Genomic DNA, 16,811 nt, shown 5'->3' on the forward strand with positions numbered 1-16,811 from the left:
ACATGCTCCTCATTTCATGCCCCAACTGCGGGCCACGCGATGAAACCGAATTCCACTACGGCGGCCAGGCGCACATCGCGTACCCGGAAAACCCGAACGACCTCAGCGACCGCGAATGGGCCGAGTACCTGTTCTACCGCGAGAACACCAAGGGCACTTTCGCTGAGCGCTGGGTGCACAGCACGGGCTGCCGGCAGTGGTTCAACATGCTCCGCGACACCGTGAGCTATGAGATCCACTCCATCTACGCGATGGGCCAATCCCGACCCGACATCACCGCATCAAGCCCCAAGGCCGAACCGGAGAAGCCAGGCGAGTTCACCCAGAGCGGCGACTACGGCCAGGCCGGCGACCCAGGTCTCGCCCCCGGCACAGCCACCGCACCCACCTCCTCGGAAGGAGTCTAGAAGTGACCAGCAAGAACGCACGCCTCGCCACCGGCGGACGCATCGATCGCAGCATCGCTTGGCGCTTCACCGTGGACGGCCAGGAATTCACCGGCCACCCGGGTGACACCATCGCTTCGGCGCTTCTGGCCAACGGCCACATCAACGCAGGCAACTCCCTCTACGAAGACCGCCCCCGCGGCATCATGGCCGCCGGCGTGGAAGAGTCCAACGCCCTGGTCAAGATCGCTCCGCGCTTCCCCGGCCACGTTGCCGAATCGATGCTCCCGGCCACCGCAGTTTCGTTGGTGGACGGCATGAACATCGAGCTCCTTTCCGGTCTGGGCAAGTTGGACCCCAACGAAGACAAGGCAGAGTACGACAAGAAGTACGTCCACACGGATGTCCTGGTGGTCGGTGGCGGCGTCGCTGGCCTCGCAGCAGCCCGCGAAGCCGTCCGCACCGGTGCCCGCGTCATCCTGATCGACGACCAGCCCGAACTTGGCGGCTCACTGCTCTCCGGCTCCACTGCTCCGGAACTTGCCCAGCAGATTGAAGGCAAGCCGGCGCTCGAGTGGGTTGCAGACGTGGAAGCAGAACTCGTTTCCGCGGCTGAATGCACGGTCCTGAACCGCACCACCGCCTTCGGTTCGTACGACTCGAACTACTTCATCGCAGCCCAGAACCGCACAGACCACCTTGGCGTCCCGGCCGCCCCCGGCGTCTCCCGCCAGCGTATTTGGCACATCCGTGCCAAGCAGGTTGTCCTGGCCCCCGGCGCCCACGAGCGTCCCCTGGTCTTCGAGAACAACGACCGCCCGGGCATCATGCTCGCCTCGGCCGCCCGCACCTACCTGAACCGCTACGCCGTGGCCGCCGGTTCGCGAGTCGTCATCAGCACCACCAACGACTCCGCTTACGCACTTGCCGCTGACCTGAAGGCAGCAGGCGTGGCGGTTGCCGCCGTCGTCGATGCCCGTCCGCAGATCAGCGCGAAGGCCGCTGCCGCCGTCGAGTCCGGTATCCGGGTCCTGATCGGCAGCGCCGTGGCGGACACGTCCGCAGATGAGAACGGCCGCCTGAACGGCGTCACCGTCCGGAGCATCAACGACGACGGCGAACTCACCTCGGGCGTCGAACAGTTGGCTGCCGATCTGCTCGCCGTTTCCGGAGGCTGGAGCCCGGTGGTCCACCTCCACAGCCAGCGCCAAGGGAAGCTGCGCTGGGACGACGAACTTGCCGCCTTCATCCCCGCCGCTCCGGTCCGCGACCAGCAGATTGTTGGCGCAGGACGCGGCAGCTACGAACTGCAGGACTGCCTGGCTGAGGGCATCTCGGCCGGAGCAGCAGCATCCATCGCCGCCGGCTTCGAGTCCGCAACCACCCCGGTGGAACTGCAGGCGCCGGTGGCGAGCGCCCCGAGCCGCCAACTCTGGTTGGTTCCCGGCCAAACCGGTGAGCCCGGTGAGTGGCACCACCACTTCGTCGACTTCCAGCGCGACCAGTCCGTGGCGGACGTCCTCCGTTCCACGGGCGCGGGCATGCGTTCGGTTGAGCACGTCAAGCGGTACACGTCCATCAGCACGGCCAACGATCAAGGCAAGACCTCCGGCGTCAACGCAATCGGTGTCATCGCCGCAGCGCTGAAGTTCGGTGGCGCGGAGAGCATTCCCGGCGTTGGCGAGATCGGCACCACGGCCTACCGTGCGCCGTTCACCCCGGTGGCTTTCGCAGCCTTGGCCGGCCGCCAGCGTGGCGAGCTGTTCGACCCCGCCCGAGTCACCTCCATCCACCCGTGGCACGTTGCCCAGGGCGCACTGTTCGAAGACGTTGGACAGTGGAAGCGCCCTTGGTACTACCCGCAGGCCGGTGAAGACATGGACACGGCAGTCCTGCGTGAATGCGCGGCCGTCCGCGATTCCGTGGGCTTCATGGATGCCACCACCCTGGGCAAGATCGAGATCCGTGGCAAGGACGCCGGCGAATTCCTGAACCGTGTGTACACCAACGCGTTCAAGAAGCTCGCCCCCGGCTCCGCCCGCTACGGCGTGATGTGCACCCTTGACGGCATGATTTTCGACGACGGCGTGACCCTCCGCCTTGATGATGACCGCTACTTCATGACCACCACCACCGGTGGGGCAGCGAAGGTGCTGGACTGGCTGGAAGAGTGGCACCAGACGGAGTGGCCGGAACTCGATGTTGTGTGCACATCCGTGACGGAACAGTGGAGCACCATTGCAGTGGTGGGGCCGAAGTCCCGCGCCGTGATCGCGAAGGTTGCACCGCAGCTGGCCGAAAACGGCGGCTTGGATGCCGAGGCCTTCCCGTTCATGACCTTCCGCGAGACCACGCTGGCCTCCGGTGTGCAGGCACGCGTTTGCCGCATCTCCTTCTCCGGCGAACTGGCCTACGAAATCAACGTGCCGTCCTGGTACGGACTCAACACCTGGGAAGCAGTTGCTGCCGCAGGTGCCGAGTTCAACATCACCCCGTACGGCACCGAAACCATGCACGTGCTCCGCGCCGAGAAGGGCTACCCGATCGTCGGGCAGGACACCGACGGCACGGTCACCCCGCAGGACGCAGGCATGGACTGGATCGTTTCCAAAGCCAAGGACTTCATCGGCAAGCGTTCCTACCTCCGGGAAGACGCCAGCCGTGAGGACCGCAAGCACCTGGTGAGCGTCCTGCCTGTGGACCACTCGCTGCGGTTGCCGGAAGGCACACAGCTGGTGGAGAAGGGCATCCCGGTCAACCCGGCCTCCGGCCCTGTTCCCATGGAAGGCTTCGTCACTTCCAGCTACCACAGCGCCGCCCTGGGCCGTTCCTTCGCCCTGGCGCTCATCCAAAACGGCCGCAACCGCATCGGCGAGACCCTGGTGGCTTCGCTGGGAGACCAATTGGTTGACGTGGTTGTTGGCGAAACCGTACTTTTCGATGCTGAAGGGACCCGCAAAGATGGCTGAAACAGCAACACCATCAGAAACCGTCAACCGCGTACGGGGTGCCCGCCGCAGCCCCGCCGAGCACCTGGCTGAAGCCTTCACCTCCGGCTCCGTGCCGGGCACGGTGACGCTCACCGAAATCCCCTACCAGGCCATGGTGGGCGTCCGGGTTGACCGGACGTCCGACGCCGGTGCCCGCGTAGCGGCCGTGACCGGCGGCTTGCCTGCCGCTTGCGGTGAGGTAACGGGGAGCGGTTCCGTGAACACCTTGTGGCTTGGCCCAACGGAGTTCATGGTGGTGGCACCGGAAGAAGCCCACGATTCCCTGGGCGGCTCCCTGGTCGGCGATCTGACCACGGCGCTGGGTAACGACGCAGGCCAGGTGGTGGATCTGTCCGCCAACCGCACCACGTTTGAGCTCTCCGGCAGCCACGCCCGCGCAGTGCTTGAGAAGACGTGCTCGCTGGACCTGCACCCCCGGGTGTTCAAGGCAGGCACGGCGGTCTCCACCGAGCTTGCCCACATTCCGGTAATGCTCTGGAAGACCTCGGAGGACAGCTACAGGATCTTTCCCCGGGCATCCTTTGCCGATTTCCTGGGACGTTGGCTCCTGGATGCCATGCGTGAGTACGCGTCGCCTGAGGTCCCGTAATGGCACTGAGTGTGCTTGATCTGTTTTCTGTGGGCATCGGGCCGTCATCGTCACACACGGTGGGCCCGATGCGTGCGGCGAAGCAGTTCACGGATGGACTTGAATCATCCGGCCAACTCCCGGCCACAGTGCGCGTCCAGGCCGAGCTTTTCGGCTCCCTGGGCGCCACCGGCCGGGGCCACGGCTCCGACAAGGCTGTGGTGCTGGGGCTGCAGGGCCACTCTCCGGAGACCGTGGACACCCGCACTGCCGACGACCAGGTTGCGGCCGCTGCGCTCGACGCCGAACTGCGCCTGGGTGGCGATCACAGAGTGGACTTCAACTGGGACGAGGACGTGGTCCTGCATCGTCGCAAGTCGCTCCCGGCACACCCCAACGGGATGACCTTCCGGGCACTCGACCACACCGGAGCAGTGTTGCGCGAACGCAGCTATTACTCCATTGGCGGCGGCTTCGTGGTGGACGGGGACGTCTCCGGAGCGGACAAAGTGGTGGCGGACGACACCGTGCTTCCCTACCCGTTCACCACCGCCGACGAACTGCTGGCCATCTGTGTCCGCGAAGGAAAGTCCATCTCGGACATCATGTTGGCCAACGAACTCGTGTGGCGCTCCGAGGAGGAACTGCGTGAGAAGTTGCTGGCCATCTGGGCCGTCATGCAGGAGTGCGTGGACAACGGCTGCTCAGCCGAGGGAATCCTACCTGGAGGCTTGAAGGTCAGGCGACGGGCGCCGTCGTTGTTCAAGAAGCTTTCCGAGACTGATGCGGACCTGAACGGGGCCCACTCAGCCGACCCCCTCCTCGCCATGGAATGGGTCAACCTGTTCGCGCTGGCAGTGAACGAAGAGAACGCCGCGGGCGGCAGGATCGTCACCGCGCCAACCAATGGTGCTGCCGGAATTGTCCCGGCGGTGCTGCACTACTACACCAAGTTTGTTCCGGGAGCCAACGACGACGGTGTCGTACGCTTCCTGCTCGCGGCGGCCGCCGTCGGGATCCTGTTCAAAATCAACGCATCCATTTCCGGGGCCGAAGTGGGCTGCCAGGGCGAGGTGGGTTCCGCCTGTTCCATGGCTGCTGCCGGGCTCTGCGAAGTCCTCGGCGGAACGCCGGAGCAAGTGGAGAACGCCGCCGAAGTGGGCATCGAACACAACCTGGGCCTCACCTGCGACCCCGTGGGCGGGCTGGTGCAGATCCCCTGCATCGAACGCAACGCGATTGCCAGCGTCAAGGCGATCAACGCCGCCCGCCTTGCCCTGCATGGCGACGGCAGCCACAAGGTGTCGCTGGACAAGGCCATCAAGACCATGCGCGAGACAGGCGCGGACATGAAATCCAAGTACAAAGAGACCTCCCGTGGAGGCCTCGCCGTCAACGTAGTGGAGTGCTGACCATGACTGCCATCCAAACTGAAACCACCGCTGTCCCTTCCGAGACCACCGTTGAACACGTCCTCACCTTGGACTGCCCCGAAGGACCCGGGATCGTCCATGCGGTGTCCAGCTTCCTGCTGGAAAATGGTTGCGACATCATCGACAACAAGCAGTTCGGTGATCGGGCCGAGGGCCACTTCTTCATGCGGGTGCACTTCGCATCCTCCGGAGACGACTCCACGCTGGACACCCTGCGTACCGCTTTCTGCCCGGTGGGAGAGAAATACTCCATGAACTGGCAGCTTGAGCGCCAGGGTTCCAAGCGCCGGGTTTTGATCATGGTCTCCAAATTCGGTCACTGCCTGAACGACCTCTTGTTCCGGGCACGGATCGGGGAATTGCCCATTGATGTGGTGGGCGTTGTTTCCAACCACACCGACCACCAAGGCTTGGCGGAGTGGCACGGGATTCCGTTCTTCCATGTTCCTGTCACTGCTGCCACCAAGCCCGCTGCCGAGGGACGGCTGCTGGAAATCATTGACGAACTGGACGTGGAACTCATAGTGCTGGCCCGCTATATGCAGGTCCTCAGCGATGACCTCGCCCGGAAGCTCGATGGCCGTGCGATCAACATCCACCACTCGTTCCTGCCGAGCTTCAAGGGTGCCAAGCCCTACCACCAGGCGTACGCGCGTGGTGTGAAAACCGTGGGCGCCACCGCCCACTATGTGAACGGCGAGCTGGATGAAGGACCCATCATCGCCCAGCAGGTAGTGGAGGTGGACCACACGTTCGGACCGGACGATCTCGTAGCCGCCGGTCGGGACACCGAATGCAAGGCCCTCAGCAACGCTGTTCGTTGGCACTGCGAAGGGCGGATCATCCTCAATGGGAACAGGACGATCGTGTTGAAGTAAGCCTTGCAGGACCCCATTTCGATGGTCCGCTGCGCAAACGCTGTCGCGAACGGCGGTGTGTGCAGCGGGCCATCGAATTGGCGTTTAAGGGCTTACAACCGGGCCAGCCGCGTCGCCAGATGCAACGCAGCCAGCCGCCCCGATCCCCGGGGATCTCCGCCGCACAGCTCAAAGATCCGCTGCAGCCTGTGGTGCATGGACTGCCGCTCCAGGTGCAGTTCCCGCGCAGCTTGGGCGGTGTTGCAGCCGGTGTCCAGCCAAACTGCCAGGGTCCGCATCAATTCGGACTTCTTCACACGGTCATGCTCGACGACGGCACCCAGCTGCCGCTGCACGAAACCTTCGCGCGTGGCCGGGTCCAGTGACTCTGCAGCGAGGAGTTCCACGGCGACGGTGTCCGCATCCACCACTCCTCTGCCCTTGGGATCGAGTTCAAGTGCTCTCCGGGCTTCAGCCAAGGACCACGGCGCGTCAGCGATGCCCCTGCCTGTCGGGCCGACGGCCACCACGGACCCTGTCGGCACGTCGAGAGCCCGCAGCGCCTCCATCAACACGGACCTTGTGGCAGCTCCCGCGCCCAGGGAGGCGAGCGCGATCAGCTCCGCGTTGTTGGCGTAGCTCGCACTGTGCGGGACACACTCACGGAGCAGTGCATCCACCGCCGGACGCATGTGCCCGGCGCCGGCAGACCGGATCACCACAGCCGCCACGTCACCGCCGACGAGGAATCCCGATGCCGGCCCCAGTTGCTGCAACTGCCATGGCTGGCTCCCCGAATTGATCGCCCGCATGAGTTCAATGCCTGCCAGTTCCTTCAATCCCGGCGGCATACGCTGCAGGAGCGCCAAGCCAAGAATGTCCACGGATCGTTCGCCGGCCACGCGCGCGAGGCCGGTGTCGCCGTCGTCGGGCACCTGCAACTCAAGGCGGGCGGCGAGCACACCGCGAACCGGCACATCCACTGTGGTGAGGTGGCCGTCGTCGCCGAAGGTTCCGGCGGCGCCCAGCGTCACGCCCGACGGCGAGACCAGCCTTGCGCTGGCATTGGTCTTTTCTGCCAGGACAGTGAGGAGTTGGTCGAGGCCGCTGCCATGGGCGAGTTCGGCGGCCATGGCATGGCTGGCCTGGTCTCCACGTTGGAGGTGCTCCACCGATTCGCTGACCAGCAGGGAATTGATCTCCTGCATCACGCCGACGAAGGGAACAACCCGGCGTAACTCAATCACCGGGAGCCCAGCCGCCTCGGCAACTTCCAGCATTGCTGAAGGCACTTCGGGCAGCGCGGGACCTGTTTCGAGTGCCAGCGCCGCTATCCCCCGGGCGGCGAGCTCGCGAACGTACCCTGCCTGCCGTTCCGCGGTCACTCCGGCGAGCGCCTGGCCCCCACTGAGGAGCAGTTCGCCACCGCTCAGCAGCGGAGCAATGTCAAGGACTTCGCTGGAGTGAACCCATCGGACAGGCCTATCGAGGGCGTCCGGAACCTGGTTGAGCAGGCGTGGCTCGGCGGATTTCAGGCTTTGATACTCCAAAGCGGCGCCCAGAAGAATAGGCATGACACTCCGTATGGTTTTCGGTTATTCGTTTAGACACATAGTATCTTGTTGCTGTGATTTGGGGCACATACGCTGAGAGTGTCCCTTTCACATACGGAGGCTCTCCCCATGCAAGACAACCTCTCCACAGCGCCATCAGGCCCAGCGCAGTCAGGTCCGGCAATGGCGCCGGGCCATGACAGCGAAGCCTGGCTTCAGCCCATCCCCGAATCAGACCGCACCCGCAAAGTTTCCGGACAGTTCTGGATCTGGGCCGGCGCCAACCTTGCCCCCATCAACTGGGTACTGGGTGCTCTCGGCATCCATCTCGGTCTGGGCTTCGCCGATACCGTGTTCGTGCTGGTCCTGGGAAACCTGATCGGCATGCTCCTGTTCGGCTGCTTCGTCCTCCTCGGACAGAAAACCGGTGCCACCGGCATGGTCCTGGCCCGCGCCGCTTTCGGCCGCCGCGGCAACTACCTTCCCGCCGCCATCCAGGCCCTCCTGGTGATTGGCTGGTGTGCAGTGAACACCTGGATCATCCTGGACCTGGTCATGGCACTCTTCGGCACACTCGGCTGGGTGGATCCCGAAGCCAAGAACTACGCCTGGAAGATCGGCGTTGCCACGGTCATCATGGCAGCCCAGGTGGCCATTGCCTGGTTTGGCTACAAAGCCATCGCCGCATTCGAAAAGTGGACGGTTCCGCCCACCATCGTCATCCTGGCCGTCATGTCGGCCGTGGCATGGTTCGGGATGAAGATCGACTGGGGCTACGCGGGACCAGCAGGCAACATCCTGGAAGGCTCCGAGCGCATCGCCGCCATGAGCGCAGTCATGACCGCCATTGGCATCGGCTGGGGCATCACGTGGTTCACCTACGCCGCGGACTACTCGCGCTTCGTCAGCACCTCCGTGCCCAAGCGCAAGGTTTATCTCGCGTCGGTCCTTGGCCAGTTCATTCCTGTTGTGTGGCTCGGCGTCCTCGGGGCCAGCCTCGCGACGAACAGCGGCGAGATCGATCCCGGCAAGCTGATTGTCCAGAACTTCGGCGTCATGGCCCTGCCAGTGCTGCTCATGGTGCTGCACGGCCCCATAGCCACGAACATCCTCAACATCTATACGTTCTCGGTGGCGACCCAGGCCCTGGACATCAAGATCAGCCGCCGCAAGCTCAACCTGTTCGTGGGCGCTTTCTCGCTCGTCGCCGTCGTGTTCTTCATCTTCCAGGAGGACTTCGCTGCGGTACTCGACGCTTGGCTCATTGGCCTGGTCGCCTGGGTAGCCGCCTGGGGCGGGGTCATGCTGGTGCACTACTTCTGGCTGGACAAGCGCTGGCCGGCCAAGGTGGACCGCCTGTTCGATGACGTAGGCACGCCCCGCCTCCCCGTCGTCAACTGGGCCGGCATCGTCTCCCTGCTTGCAGGCATCTTCTCCACCTGGCTGTTTATGTACGGGCTGGTCCCCGCCATGCAAGGACCTATCGCTGTTGCCTTGGGTGGCTGGGATCTCTCCTGGCTGGCCGGCGGACTTACCAGCGCAGCGGCCTACGCCATCCTTGGCCCCAGGGCGCACAGGAAGTATCTCCTGGCCGGCTCGAACCACGTATCAGTGGCACATCCCGCACCCACGCCGGCTGTTGAAAGGACCACAGCATGAACCAGACCGCTTTCGCTGATTCGCTCCACCCGGCCACCTGGCCCGGGGACTACCGGGCTGCGGCATCCTTCACTTTCGACGTCGACGCCGAGTCCTGCACCATCGCCCATGACCCCTCCAGCACGCGGCGCATGTCCCTCATGAGCCACCAATCGTACGGGCCCAGGATCGCCGTTCCCCGCCTGCTGCAGATCCTGCAGCGACAGGACATCAAGGCAACGTTCTTCATCCCCGGGTTCACGGCGGAGAGCTACCCCGACGTTGTGCGCCGGATCGCCGACGACGGGCACGAAATCGCCCACCACGGTTACCTCCACGAGCCCATGCAAGGTATCGACGCCGCCACTGAAGCCAGCTACCTGGACCGAGGCCTTGAAGCGCTTGAAAGTGTTGCGGGCGTCCGTCCCGTGGGCTACCGGGCACCCTGGTGGGAACTGAATTGGCAATCGCCGGCCCTGCTCGCCGATCGCGGCTTCCTTTACGATTCAAGCCTGCTCGACGGCGATGCCCCCTACCGCATGGCCGTGGCCGAGGGCGACCCCCGGGACATCGTGGAGATCCCCGTGGATTGGGCTCTGGACGACTGGGAACAATACGGGTTCTACCCCGGAGTCACCGGCAGCGGGGTGATCGAAAGCCCGGCCAAGGCGCTGGAAATGTGGACACTGGAAGCACAGGCACACCATTCCCAGGGCAGCTGTTTCGTCCTGACCAACCACCCGTTCATTTCCGGCCGGCCATCCCGGGCAGTGGCCCTGGAGCAGTTGATTGAGAGGGTCAAAGGGCTGGACGGCATGTGGATCACCACGTTGGCAGAGATCGCGCAGCACACCAAGGACACCGTGCAGGACATCCACACCCACGCCAGGATCGATGTGCCCTTGTTCCCCGGCGCCGGGGCCAGCTTTCGCCCCGCGCGGGTCCTCAGTGGGCTTAGCCGTTAACGGCGTCGATCCACACCCCGATGATCCACGTGCTCGCGGCTGCGCACGCGAGGCCGAACTCCACCAGGATGCCTATCCCGGTTGCTTTGAGCGCCGACCCGCTTGATTTCAACGCAGCCGGAAAGTTGCGGGTCCTCTGGACTTCACTGAGGAGTAGCCCCACTGCGAAACCCACAAAGAGTCCCACCACGGGGATGACGAACATTCCCACAACACCCAGGACCACGCCGATCAGCACAGACCTGTTGGGAATGCCGTGTTGCTTCAGCTTTCTTCCCGTGAGGACCGCACTGGCCGCCATCCCCGCAACCACAAAGAGCATGCCGATGGCGAAGATCACCCAACTCACCGGTCCTGCACCGCCCCAGATGGCCCAAACCAACAGGCTTGCGCCGATGAGGATGCTGCCCGGAAGCACGGGAATGATTGTGCCGGCTACGCCGACTGCAATGGCAAGGCCGCACAGGATGGTCACGATGACTTCGGCGTTCATGGCCCAAGTCTATGCACAGCAACGCGGGGTCACTTATGGCCCCTTCGAGGCGCCACAAGGGTGCTTAAGTGACCCCGCGTTGCCTTTAACGGGAACGACGGCGACGCTCCCCAGCTCGGGAGGCGTCGCCGTCGTCGGTCTTGCTCAGGTAGCCGCTACTCGGTGACGGCTGCCGCGACAGCCGCGGTGACCGCGGGTGCCACGCGGGCGTCCAGCGGGCTCGGCACGATGTAATCCGCGGAAAGGTCTTCGGCGGCCAGCTCAGCGATGGCGTTGGCTGCGGCGATCTTCATAGCGGGGGTGATCCGGCGGGCCTTGGCGTCGAGTGCCCCGCGGAAGATACCTGGGAAGGCCAGGACGTTGTTGATCTGGTTCGGGAAGTCGCTGCGGCCGGTGGCAACAACGGCGGCGTACTTCTGAGCGACCTCGGGCAGGACTTCCGGATCCGGGTTGGACAGGGCGAACACGATCGACTGCTCGTTCATCAGCTTCAGGTGCTCTTCGTCCAGCTTGGAGGAGGAAACTCCCACGAAGACGTCGGCACCCGTCAGTCCCTCGCCGGGACCGCCGGTGATGCCGCGGGGGTTGGTGCGCTGGGCCATGCGCGCCTTGACGCTGCCGGGATCGGCCACGAGGTCGGCGCGGTCGGCGTTGACCACGCCCTTGGAGTCAAGGAGGATCACGTCCTCGATGCCGACTGCGAGGAGGATCTCGGCGATGGCGATGCCCGCAGCACCGGCACCGGAGACAACCACCTTGAGGCCCTGGAGCTCGCGCTGGGTCACCTTGGCTGCGTTGGTCAGGGCCGCGAGAACCACGACGGCGGTGCCGTGCTGGTCATCGTGCATGACGGGGCAGTCGAGGGCTTCGATGAGGCGCTCTTCGAGTTCGAAGCAGCGCGGAGCCGAGATGTCCTCGAGGTTCACCGCGCCGAAGCTGGGACGAAGACGGACCAGGGTCTCAATGATCTCGTCAACATCGGTGGTGTTGAGTACCAGGGGGATGGAGTCAAGATCGCCGAAGGACTTGAAGAGAGCGGACTTGCCCTCCATCACCGGCAGGGAGGCGCTGGGGCCGATGTTGCCAAGGCCCAGCACCGCGGTGCCGTCGCTGACCACGACGACCAGGCGCTCGGCCCAGGTGTGGGTACGGGCAAGCTTGGGGTCGGCGTGGATTGCGCGGCTCACCTGGGCCACGCCGGGGGTGTAAGCGATGGAGAGGTCACGCTTGTTGTTCAGCGGAACGGTGCTGGAAACCGTCAGCTTGCCGCCTTCGTGGGCTGCGAAGATCTCTTCTTCGGTCAGTACCAGGGCGTCGTTGTCAGTTGCAATTGTCTCGATGGACACGTCTTTGTCTCCTCAGGCTAGCCGTGGACCCACGGCATGATTCGGGCAGGAACAGAACTGCTGTGGCGGACCAAGGGTGGCTGGTCCGGCGTTGCTTCTGCAGATAGGGGGCTGCTAGCCGCTTCGGTAGTTCAAGCCTAGGGAAGGATTGAGGGTACAAGATTCAATACCAAGAGAGACGATTCGAGAGTAAAACGTTCAACCAGCGCCAAATGTGACCCACAACATACGAAAAAGCGCATTCTGGGCGGACGGCGGTCTAGACCACCGAGACTTCCGCCGCTATTCGCCCGTCATGAGGGAGCAAGCGCGTTTCAAGTCCTTCTCGGCCTCAAACAGTGACAGCCTGCGGCAACGGACAGCCTGGACCAAGCCGCTGACCAAGTGCAGGAGAATCCTCGCCTTCACCGTGTCCTTGCCCGCATCCTTGCTGAGCGAACCCACCACTTCTTCCGAGAGGGCATCGATCTCCCGCAACAGCTGTGCCGTGTCGTCATCCTTGCCGGCCGGGCGGATCAGGCAGTGCTCCACACCGGGCTGCATCACCCGTAAGTGGAAGATTTCCATCATCAAACCCGCGAGCGCGTGGCCCTTGGCGCCGCGCTGGTGGACGCCCTCCCTCAGCTCCCTGAGCTGCTGCCTGTAGACGGCCAGCATCAGGTGGGAGGTGGAGGGGAAGTATCGGTAAAGGGTCCCCAGCGGGACATCGGCGCGGGCAGCAACGTCGGAGAGGCTCAAGGTATCGAACTGACGCTGGGCGAACCCTGCGGCCGTTTTCAGGATGCGGGCATAGCGCAATTGCTGCCGCGGGGTGGTGGGCGCGGCAGCCATACGGGGAAGCCCCGTGGTCAGGTCAAGGGAGTACGGTTCCAGTGAATTGGTTACGGGCATTTCCGGCGATCTCTTGGCAGGCTGACAAGGACGCGGCCGGCCGGGGTGAAGACCACCGGCTGGCCGATCGCATCAATGATACGGGAGCTTCTTGACCGTTCCCTGAGAGTCCCAACCACCGCCGCTCCCGGAAATCGCAGCCCACCCGCATACACTTTCATGCAGGCTTGAAACCCGCAGGAGGAAACGCATGGGGACATTACGACGCCGGATGGCAGCTGCGCTGCTGGCCGCCACAGCGGCGACCATGGCACTTGGCCCCCTGCCGGCGTCGGGGGCGCCCAGCAACGGGCCCGACCCCCTGCTCAACGGTCAAGCGTTCGTAGGCAAACAGCTGACGGCGGACATCGGCCCCTACACCTTCTATGGCTGCGGAGGCGGCAAGGGCCCCGACTACTCCATCTACTGGACCCGGGACGGGTTCCTGGTAGCCGGCGAAACCACGTCAAGCTACAACCTGGAAGCGGACGACACCGGCTCCAGGATGGCCGTGCACGTCACCGCCAGCAAGACCGCGTGCGGCGGCGAATCACTGCACAGTGCCGAGACCAGGCCCGTCGGGGCGGTGAACCGTGCGGCAGGATTTACCGGCAGGAGCTTCGAGCTGCTGGCCCGGGCCTCTGACGGTGCACTGCTCCTGTATGGCCGCAACGGCACAGGGTGGGATGCTGCGCGGACGGTGGGCTACGGCTTCAACATCTTCAACATGGCCTTCTCCCCCGGGGACTTCGACGGCGACGGCAAAAGCGACATGATTGTCCGTGATTCCGTAGGCGGCCTCTACCTCTTCAGCGGTGACGGTGCCGGCGGCTGGAAACCGGCACGCGCCATCGGCAACGGCTGGAACATCTTCGACTCCATCATCGGCCCCGGCGATTTCAACGGCGACGGCAACAACGACGTCCTCGCCAGGGAACCTGGTGGCGCCCTCTATCTGTACCCCGGCAATGGCGCGGGAGGCTGGTTGCCGCGCACCGCCGTCGGGACCGGGTGGAACGTCATGAACGCTTTGGTGACGCCCGGCGACTTCAATGGCGACGGAAATGTGGACCTGCTGGCACGCGACAGCAACGGATACCTGTTCGTCTATACGGGCAACGGCGCCGGCGGCTGGTCACGGTCGTGGATGATCGGCGTCGGCTGGAACGCGCTCAAATATGTGGGCGCTGCCGGCGACTTCAACGGCGACGGGTTCCCTGACGTCTACGGCGTGGATCAGCAGGGCCGCCTGCTGACGTACTACAGCGACGGCCGCGCTGGCTGGAAGGGCTCCGAAGCCGTGGGCGCAGGCTTTGGCTGGTTCACAGCACTCTTCTAGAAAATCCCAGGCGCTGTACCATTAACTCCATAAAGTCTGGGGAGGACACAATGTACGCTCCATCACGCCTGGGGTCTGGCGTGCGTCGAGCGGTTGCTGCAACTCTGGCTGCGATCGTCGCTGCCATGATTGTGGAGCCCGCGCCCGCCATGGCCACCATGGATCCGGAACCGCCGGTCATCACCGGTGCCCCGTTTGTCGGATCAACGCTAACTGTCACGTGGGATCCCTACGCCTACAAAGGGTGCGGTGCCGGAGCCGGCCCCGACACCCGGATCTACTGGACCAGGGACGGCGAGCTCGCCACAGACCATCCCACCTGGCCCAACTACGTCCTGGGCGAAGAAGACCGCGGCAAAACCATCGCTGCACACCTCGTGGCCGCCTACCCGTGCGAAGACCTCGAAGTAGCCAGCGAGGAAACCGCGCCCATCTCCGCCTCCAACCGACCCAACGGTTTCACTGGCCGCGGCGCCTTCGAGCTGCTCGCCCGTCGCTCCGATGGCGCCCTCCTCATGTATCCGCGGACCAACAACGCGTGGGAACCCGCGCAAACCGTGGGCGTGGGCTGGAACATTTTCCCCACTGTCCTGTCACCGGGCGACTTTGATGGCGACGGCAACAACGACGTCATCGGCAGGGATTCGGCAGGCGGGCTCTACCTCTACAGCGGTAACGGTTCCGGCGGCTGGAACGGTCCCCGCAAAGTGGGGACCGGGTGGAACATCTTCACCTCACTGGTGGCCCCGGGCGATTTCAACAGTGATGGCACCAATGACCTCATTGCCCGAGACGCCAACGGACTGCTCTACCTCTACCCAGGAGACGGCCACGGTGGCTGGCTTCCGCGGACCGTGATTGGCCAAGGCTGGAACGCCTTGAATGCGATTATCACCCCCGGAGACTTCGACGGCGACACGAACGTGGACCTCCTGGGCCGTGACGCCGCCGGGAACCTCAAGCTCTACAGCGGTAACGGCGCCGGAGGCTGGAACGGCACTGCCGTGGTTGGCCAAGGCTGGGGCGGCATGAGCAAGATCGGCAGCGCAGGCGATATCAACGCCGACGGAAAGCTGGACGTCTTCGCCGTCGACAGCTCCGGACAATTGCGCGCCTACTATGGCAACGGCGCCGCCGGCTGGACCGGAGCCGCTGTGGTCGGCTGGGGCTGGGGCGGGTTCACGGACCTGTTCTAGTTGCACTTCGTTGAGGACCCCGTCCGGAGATATCCGAACGGGGTCCTTCGCCATAAACGCGCATCCTCTATGCCGGGGTTCCTGCAGGCGGTAGTGTCATCCCAATTGATCTCTTCCGGCCATCTCTGTGCCGCCTTATTTCCTGGGGGAATCCTTGGGCTTCAACCCTGCCCTGCGCGTGCCCGCGCGCCGCAGTCCTCGACGGCTGCTCGCACTTCTCACCGTTCCACTGGTTGCCACTGGGCTTCTTGCCTCGGCGTTGCCTGCACCCGCAGCAACAGCGACCGCCGACACCGCCGCCGTTCAAACAACCCTTGGCCTCGAAACAACCAATGCCATGCCTATCGAAGCGGCACCCCGCTCCAAGGGTTTCGACGGCGACGGCACCTTCGATCTGTTCGCCCGCGACGCCGCTGGCCGACTCCTGCTCTACCCCACCGACGGCCGAGGCAATTGGCAGGCCCCGCGTGTCATCGGCAACGGCTGGCACATCTACAACCTGCTCGTGTCACCGGGTGACTTCGACGGCGACGGAACTGTGGACGTCATGGGCCGCGACGGCTACGGTCGCCTCTTCCTCTACCAGGGAAATGGGGCCGGAGCCTGGAAGCAGGCCTTCCAGATCGGCCAGGGCTGGCAGGGTTTCGTCAACCTCATTGCACCCGGCGACTTCAACGGCGACGGCACCAATGACATCCTTGCCCAGGACGCCGCGGGCAACGTGTTCCTCTACCCAGGAAACGGCCGCGGCGGCTGGCTCGCACCAAGCAAAGTCACTACGGGCTGGCAGGGACTTGATGCCGCCGGAGCGGGCCACTTCTACGGCACGCCCGAAGCCGTGGTCCTTGGCCGCAACAGGTTTGGTGACCTGCAGGCACGCTCTTCCACGCGCAACGGATTCTTCTACGATTACGGTAGCCCCGACTCCTTCGACGGAACCATCGGAAGGGGCTGGGAAGCGCTCACCCGTTTCGGGATTGCAGGTGACTTCAACGGCGACGGCTACAACGACGTTTACGGCATCAGCCCGAACGGTCTCCTGACCATGTACCTCGCCGATCCTTCGGGCTTCAGCAGCTGGGGCATCTACGGGTTCAAGTGGAAAGGGCAGCCGGTCGTCGGCAGCGGCTGGAACGTCATGAACTACGTCTTCTAG

The 16,811-nt window shown here is 64.3% G+C and carries 14 protein-coding genes; 10 read left to right on the top strand and 4 right to left on the bottom strand.

What is annotated here, in order from left to right; all coding sequences use genetic code 11:
* The first annotated feature begins 2 nt into the window (after positions 1-2).
* Genes IEY62_RS18935 through purU form a run of 5 tightly spaced genes read left to right on the top strand, consistent with a single transcriptional unit; the run spans position 3 to position 6,276 of the window.
* Positions 3-407 carry a sarcosine oxidase subunit delta gene (locus tag IEY62_RS18935; protein ID WP_189020797.1) on the top strand — a complete coding sequence of 135 codons (405 nt, stop codon included), beginning with the start codon at positions 3-5 and terminating at the stop codon, positions 405-407.
* Positions 408-409: 2 nt separating this feature from the next.
* Complete coding sequence (locus tag IEY62_RS18940) at positions 410-3,355, top strand: sarcosine oxidase subunit alpha family protein (protein ID WP_189020799.1); 2,946 nt, start codon at positions 410-412, stop codon at positions 3,353-3,355.
* Entirely contained in the window at positions 3,348-3,986 is a 639-nt protein-coding gene (locus IEY62_RS18945; protein WP_189020801.1) for a sarcosine oxidase subunit gamma, read from the top strand. Before IEY62_RS18940 ends, IEY62_RS18945 begins: the two co-directional genes overlap by 8 nt.
* Positions 3,986-5,377, top strand: coding sequence for an L-serine ammonia-lyase (locus tag IEY62_RS18950; RefSeq protein WP_189020803.1), 1,392 nt, complete (start codon positions 3,986-3,988; stop codon positions 5,375-5,377). The genes IEY62_RS18945 and IEY62_RS18950 overlap by 1 nt, the downstream gene beginning before the upstream one ends.
* Positions 5,378-5,379: 2 nt before the next feature.
* Complete coding sequence (gene purU, locus IEY62_RS18955) at positions 5,380-6,276, top strand: formyltetrahydrofolate deformylase (RefSeq protein WP_189020805.1); 897 nt, start codon at positions 5,380-5,382, stop codon at positions 6,274-6,276.
* A gap of 92 nt (positions 6,277-6,368) precedes the next feature.
* On the opposite strand, the gene IEY62_RS18960 is transcribed toward purU, so the two are convergent.
* Positions 6,369-7,829: a PucR family transcriptional regulator gene (locus IEY62_RS18960; RefSeq protein ID WP_189020807.1), complete on the bottom strand. Its 1,461-nt coding sequence runs from the start codon at positions 7,827-7,829 to the stop codon at positions 6,369-6,371.
* Between the two features lie 108 nt (positions 7,830-7,937).
* Between IEY62_RS18960 and IEY62_RS18965 the strand changes: the two genes are divergently transcribed.
* On the top strand, positions 7,938-9,467 hold the full coding sequence (locus IEY62_RS18965; RefSeq protein WP_189020809.1) for a purine-cytosine permease family protein: 1,530 nt from the start codon (positions 7,938-7,940) through the stop codon (positions 9,465-9,467).
* On the top strand, positions 9,464-10,411 hold the full coding sequence (locus tag IEY62_RS18970; protein WP_189020811.1) for a polysaccharide deacetylase family protein: 948 nt from the start codon (positions 9,464-9,466) through the stop codon (positions 10,409-10,411). The genes IEY62_RS18965 and IEY62_RS18970 overlap by 4 nt, the downstream gene beginning before the upstream one ends.
* Here IEY62_RS18970 and IEY62_RS18975 read toward each other — a convergent pair.
* The 3 genes from IEY62_RS18975 to IEY62_RS18985 form a co-directional block, all read right to left on the bottom strand.
* On the bottom strand, positions 10,401-10,904 hold the full coding sequence (locus tag IEY62_RS18975) for a DUF456 domain-containing protein (RefSeq protein WP_189020813.1): 504 nt from the start codon (positions 10,902-10,904) through the stop codon (positions 10,401-10,403). The genes IEY62_RS18970 and IEY62_RS18975 overlap by 11 nt on opposite strands.
* 155 nt (positions 10,905-11,059) lie before the next feature.
* A complete protein-coding gene (locus tag IEY62_RS18980) occupies positions 11,060-12,250 on the bottom strand; it encodes an NAD(P)-dependent malic enzyme (protein ID WP_189020815.1) in 1,191 nt (396 codons plus the stop codon).
* Positions 12,251-12,532: 282 nt separating this feature from the next.
* A complete protein-coding gene (locus tag IEY62_RS18985) occupies positions 12,533-13,141 on the bottom strand; it encodes a TetR/AcrR family transcriptional regulator (protein ID WP_189020817.1) in 609 nt (202 codons plus the stop codon).
* Positions 13,142-13,331: 190 nt separating this feature from the next.
* On the opposite strand from IEY62_RS18985, the gene IEY62_RS18990 reads away from it, so the two are divergent.
* The 3 genes from IEY62_RS18990 (at position 13,332) to IEY62_RS19000 (ending at position 16,811) form a co-directional block, all read left to right on the top strand.
* Complete coding sequence (locus tag IEY62_RS18990; protein WP_229785452.1) at positions 13,332-14,459, top strand: FG-GAP repeat domain-containing protein; 1,128 nt, start codon at positions 13,332-13,334, stop codon at positions 14,457-14,459.
* 50 nt (positions 14,460-14,509) lie between these two features.
* The gene (locus tag IEY62_RS18995; RefSeq protein ID WP_189020819.1) at positions 14,510-15,655 is read left to right on the top strand and encodes an FG-GAP-like repeat-containing protein; all 1,146 of its coding nucleotides are present in this window, start codon (positions 14,510-14,512) and stop codon (positions 15,653-15,655) included.
* A 154-nt stretch (positions 15,656-15,809) separates the two neighbouring features.
* Positions 15,810-16,811 carry an FG-GAP repeat domain-containing protein gene (locus IEY62_RS19000; protein ID WP_229785454.1) on the top strand — a complete coding sequence of 334 codons (1,002 nt, stop codon included), beginning with the start codon at positions 15,810-15,812 and terminating at the stop codon, positions 16,809-16,811.

Source organism: Paenarthrobacter histidinolovorans (genome assembly GCF_014647595.1).
GTDB lineage: Bacteria > Actinomycetota > Actinomycetes > Actinomycetales > Micrococcaceae > Arthrobacter > Arthrobacter histidinolovorans.

Coding starts and splice junctions, on each gene's coding strand:
- IEY62_RS18935 (WP_189020797.1), top strand. CDS start 3: ATGCTCCTCATTTCATGCCCCAACTGCGGGCCACGCGATGAAACCGAA.
- IEY62_RS18945 (WP_189020801.1), top strand. CDS start 3,348: ATGGCTGAAACAGCAACACCATCAGAAACCGTCAACCGCGTACGGGGT.
- IEY62_RS18950 (WP_189020803.1), top strand. CDS start 3,986: ATGGCACTGAGTGTGCTTGATCTGTTTTCTGTGGGCATCGGGCCGTCA.
- purU (WP_189020805.1), top strand. CDS start 5,380: ATGACTGCCATCCAAACTGAAACCACCGCTGTCCCTTCCGAGACCACC.
- IEY62_RS18960 (WP_189020807.1), bottom strand. CDS start 7,829: ATGCCTATTCTTCTGGGCGCCGCTTTGGAGTATCAAAGCCTGAAATCC.
- IEY62_RS18965 (WP_189020809.1), top strand. CDS start 7,938: ATGCAAGACAACCTCTCCACAGCGCCATCAGGCCCAGCGCAGTCAGGT.
- IEY62_RS18970 (WP_189020811.1), top strand. CDS start 9,464: ATGAACCAGACCGCTTTCGCTGATTCGCTCCACCCGGCCACCTGGCCC.
- IEY62_RS18975 (WP_189020813.1), bottom strand. CDS start 10,904: ATGAACGCCGAAGTCATCGTGACCATCCTGTGCGGCCTTGCCATTGCA.
- IEY62_RS18985 (WP_189020817.1), bottom strand. CDS start 13,141: ATGCCCGTAACCAATTCACTGGAACCGTACTCCCTTGACCTGACCACG.
- IEY62_RS18990 (WP_229785452.1), top strand. CDS start 13,332: ATGGGGACATTACGACGCCGGATGGCAGCTGCGCTGCTGGCCGCCACA.
- IEY62_RS18995 (WP_189020819.1), top strand. CDS start 14,510: ATGTACGCTCCATCACGCCTGGGGTCTGGCGTGCGTCGAGCGGTTGCT.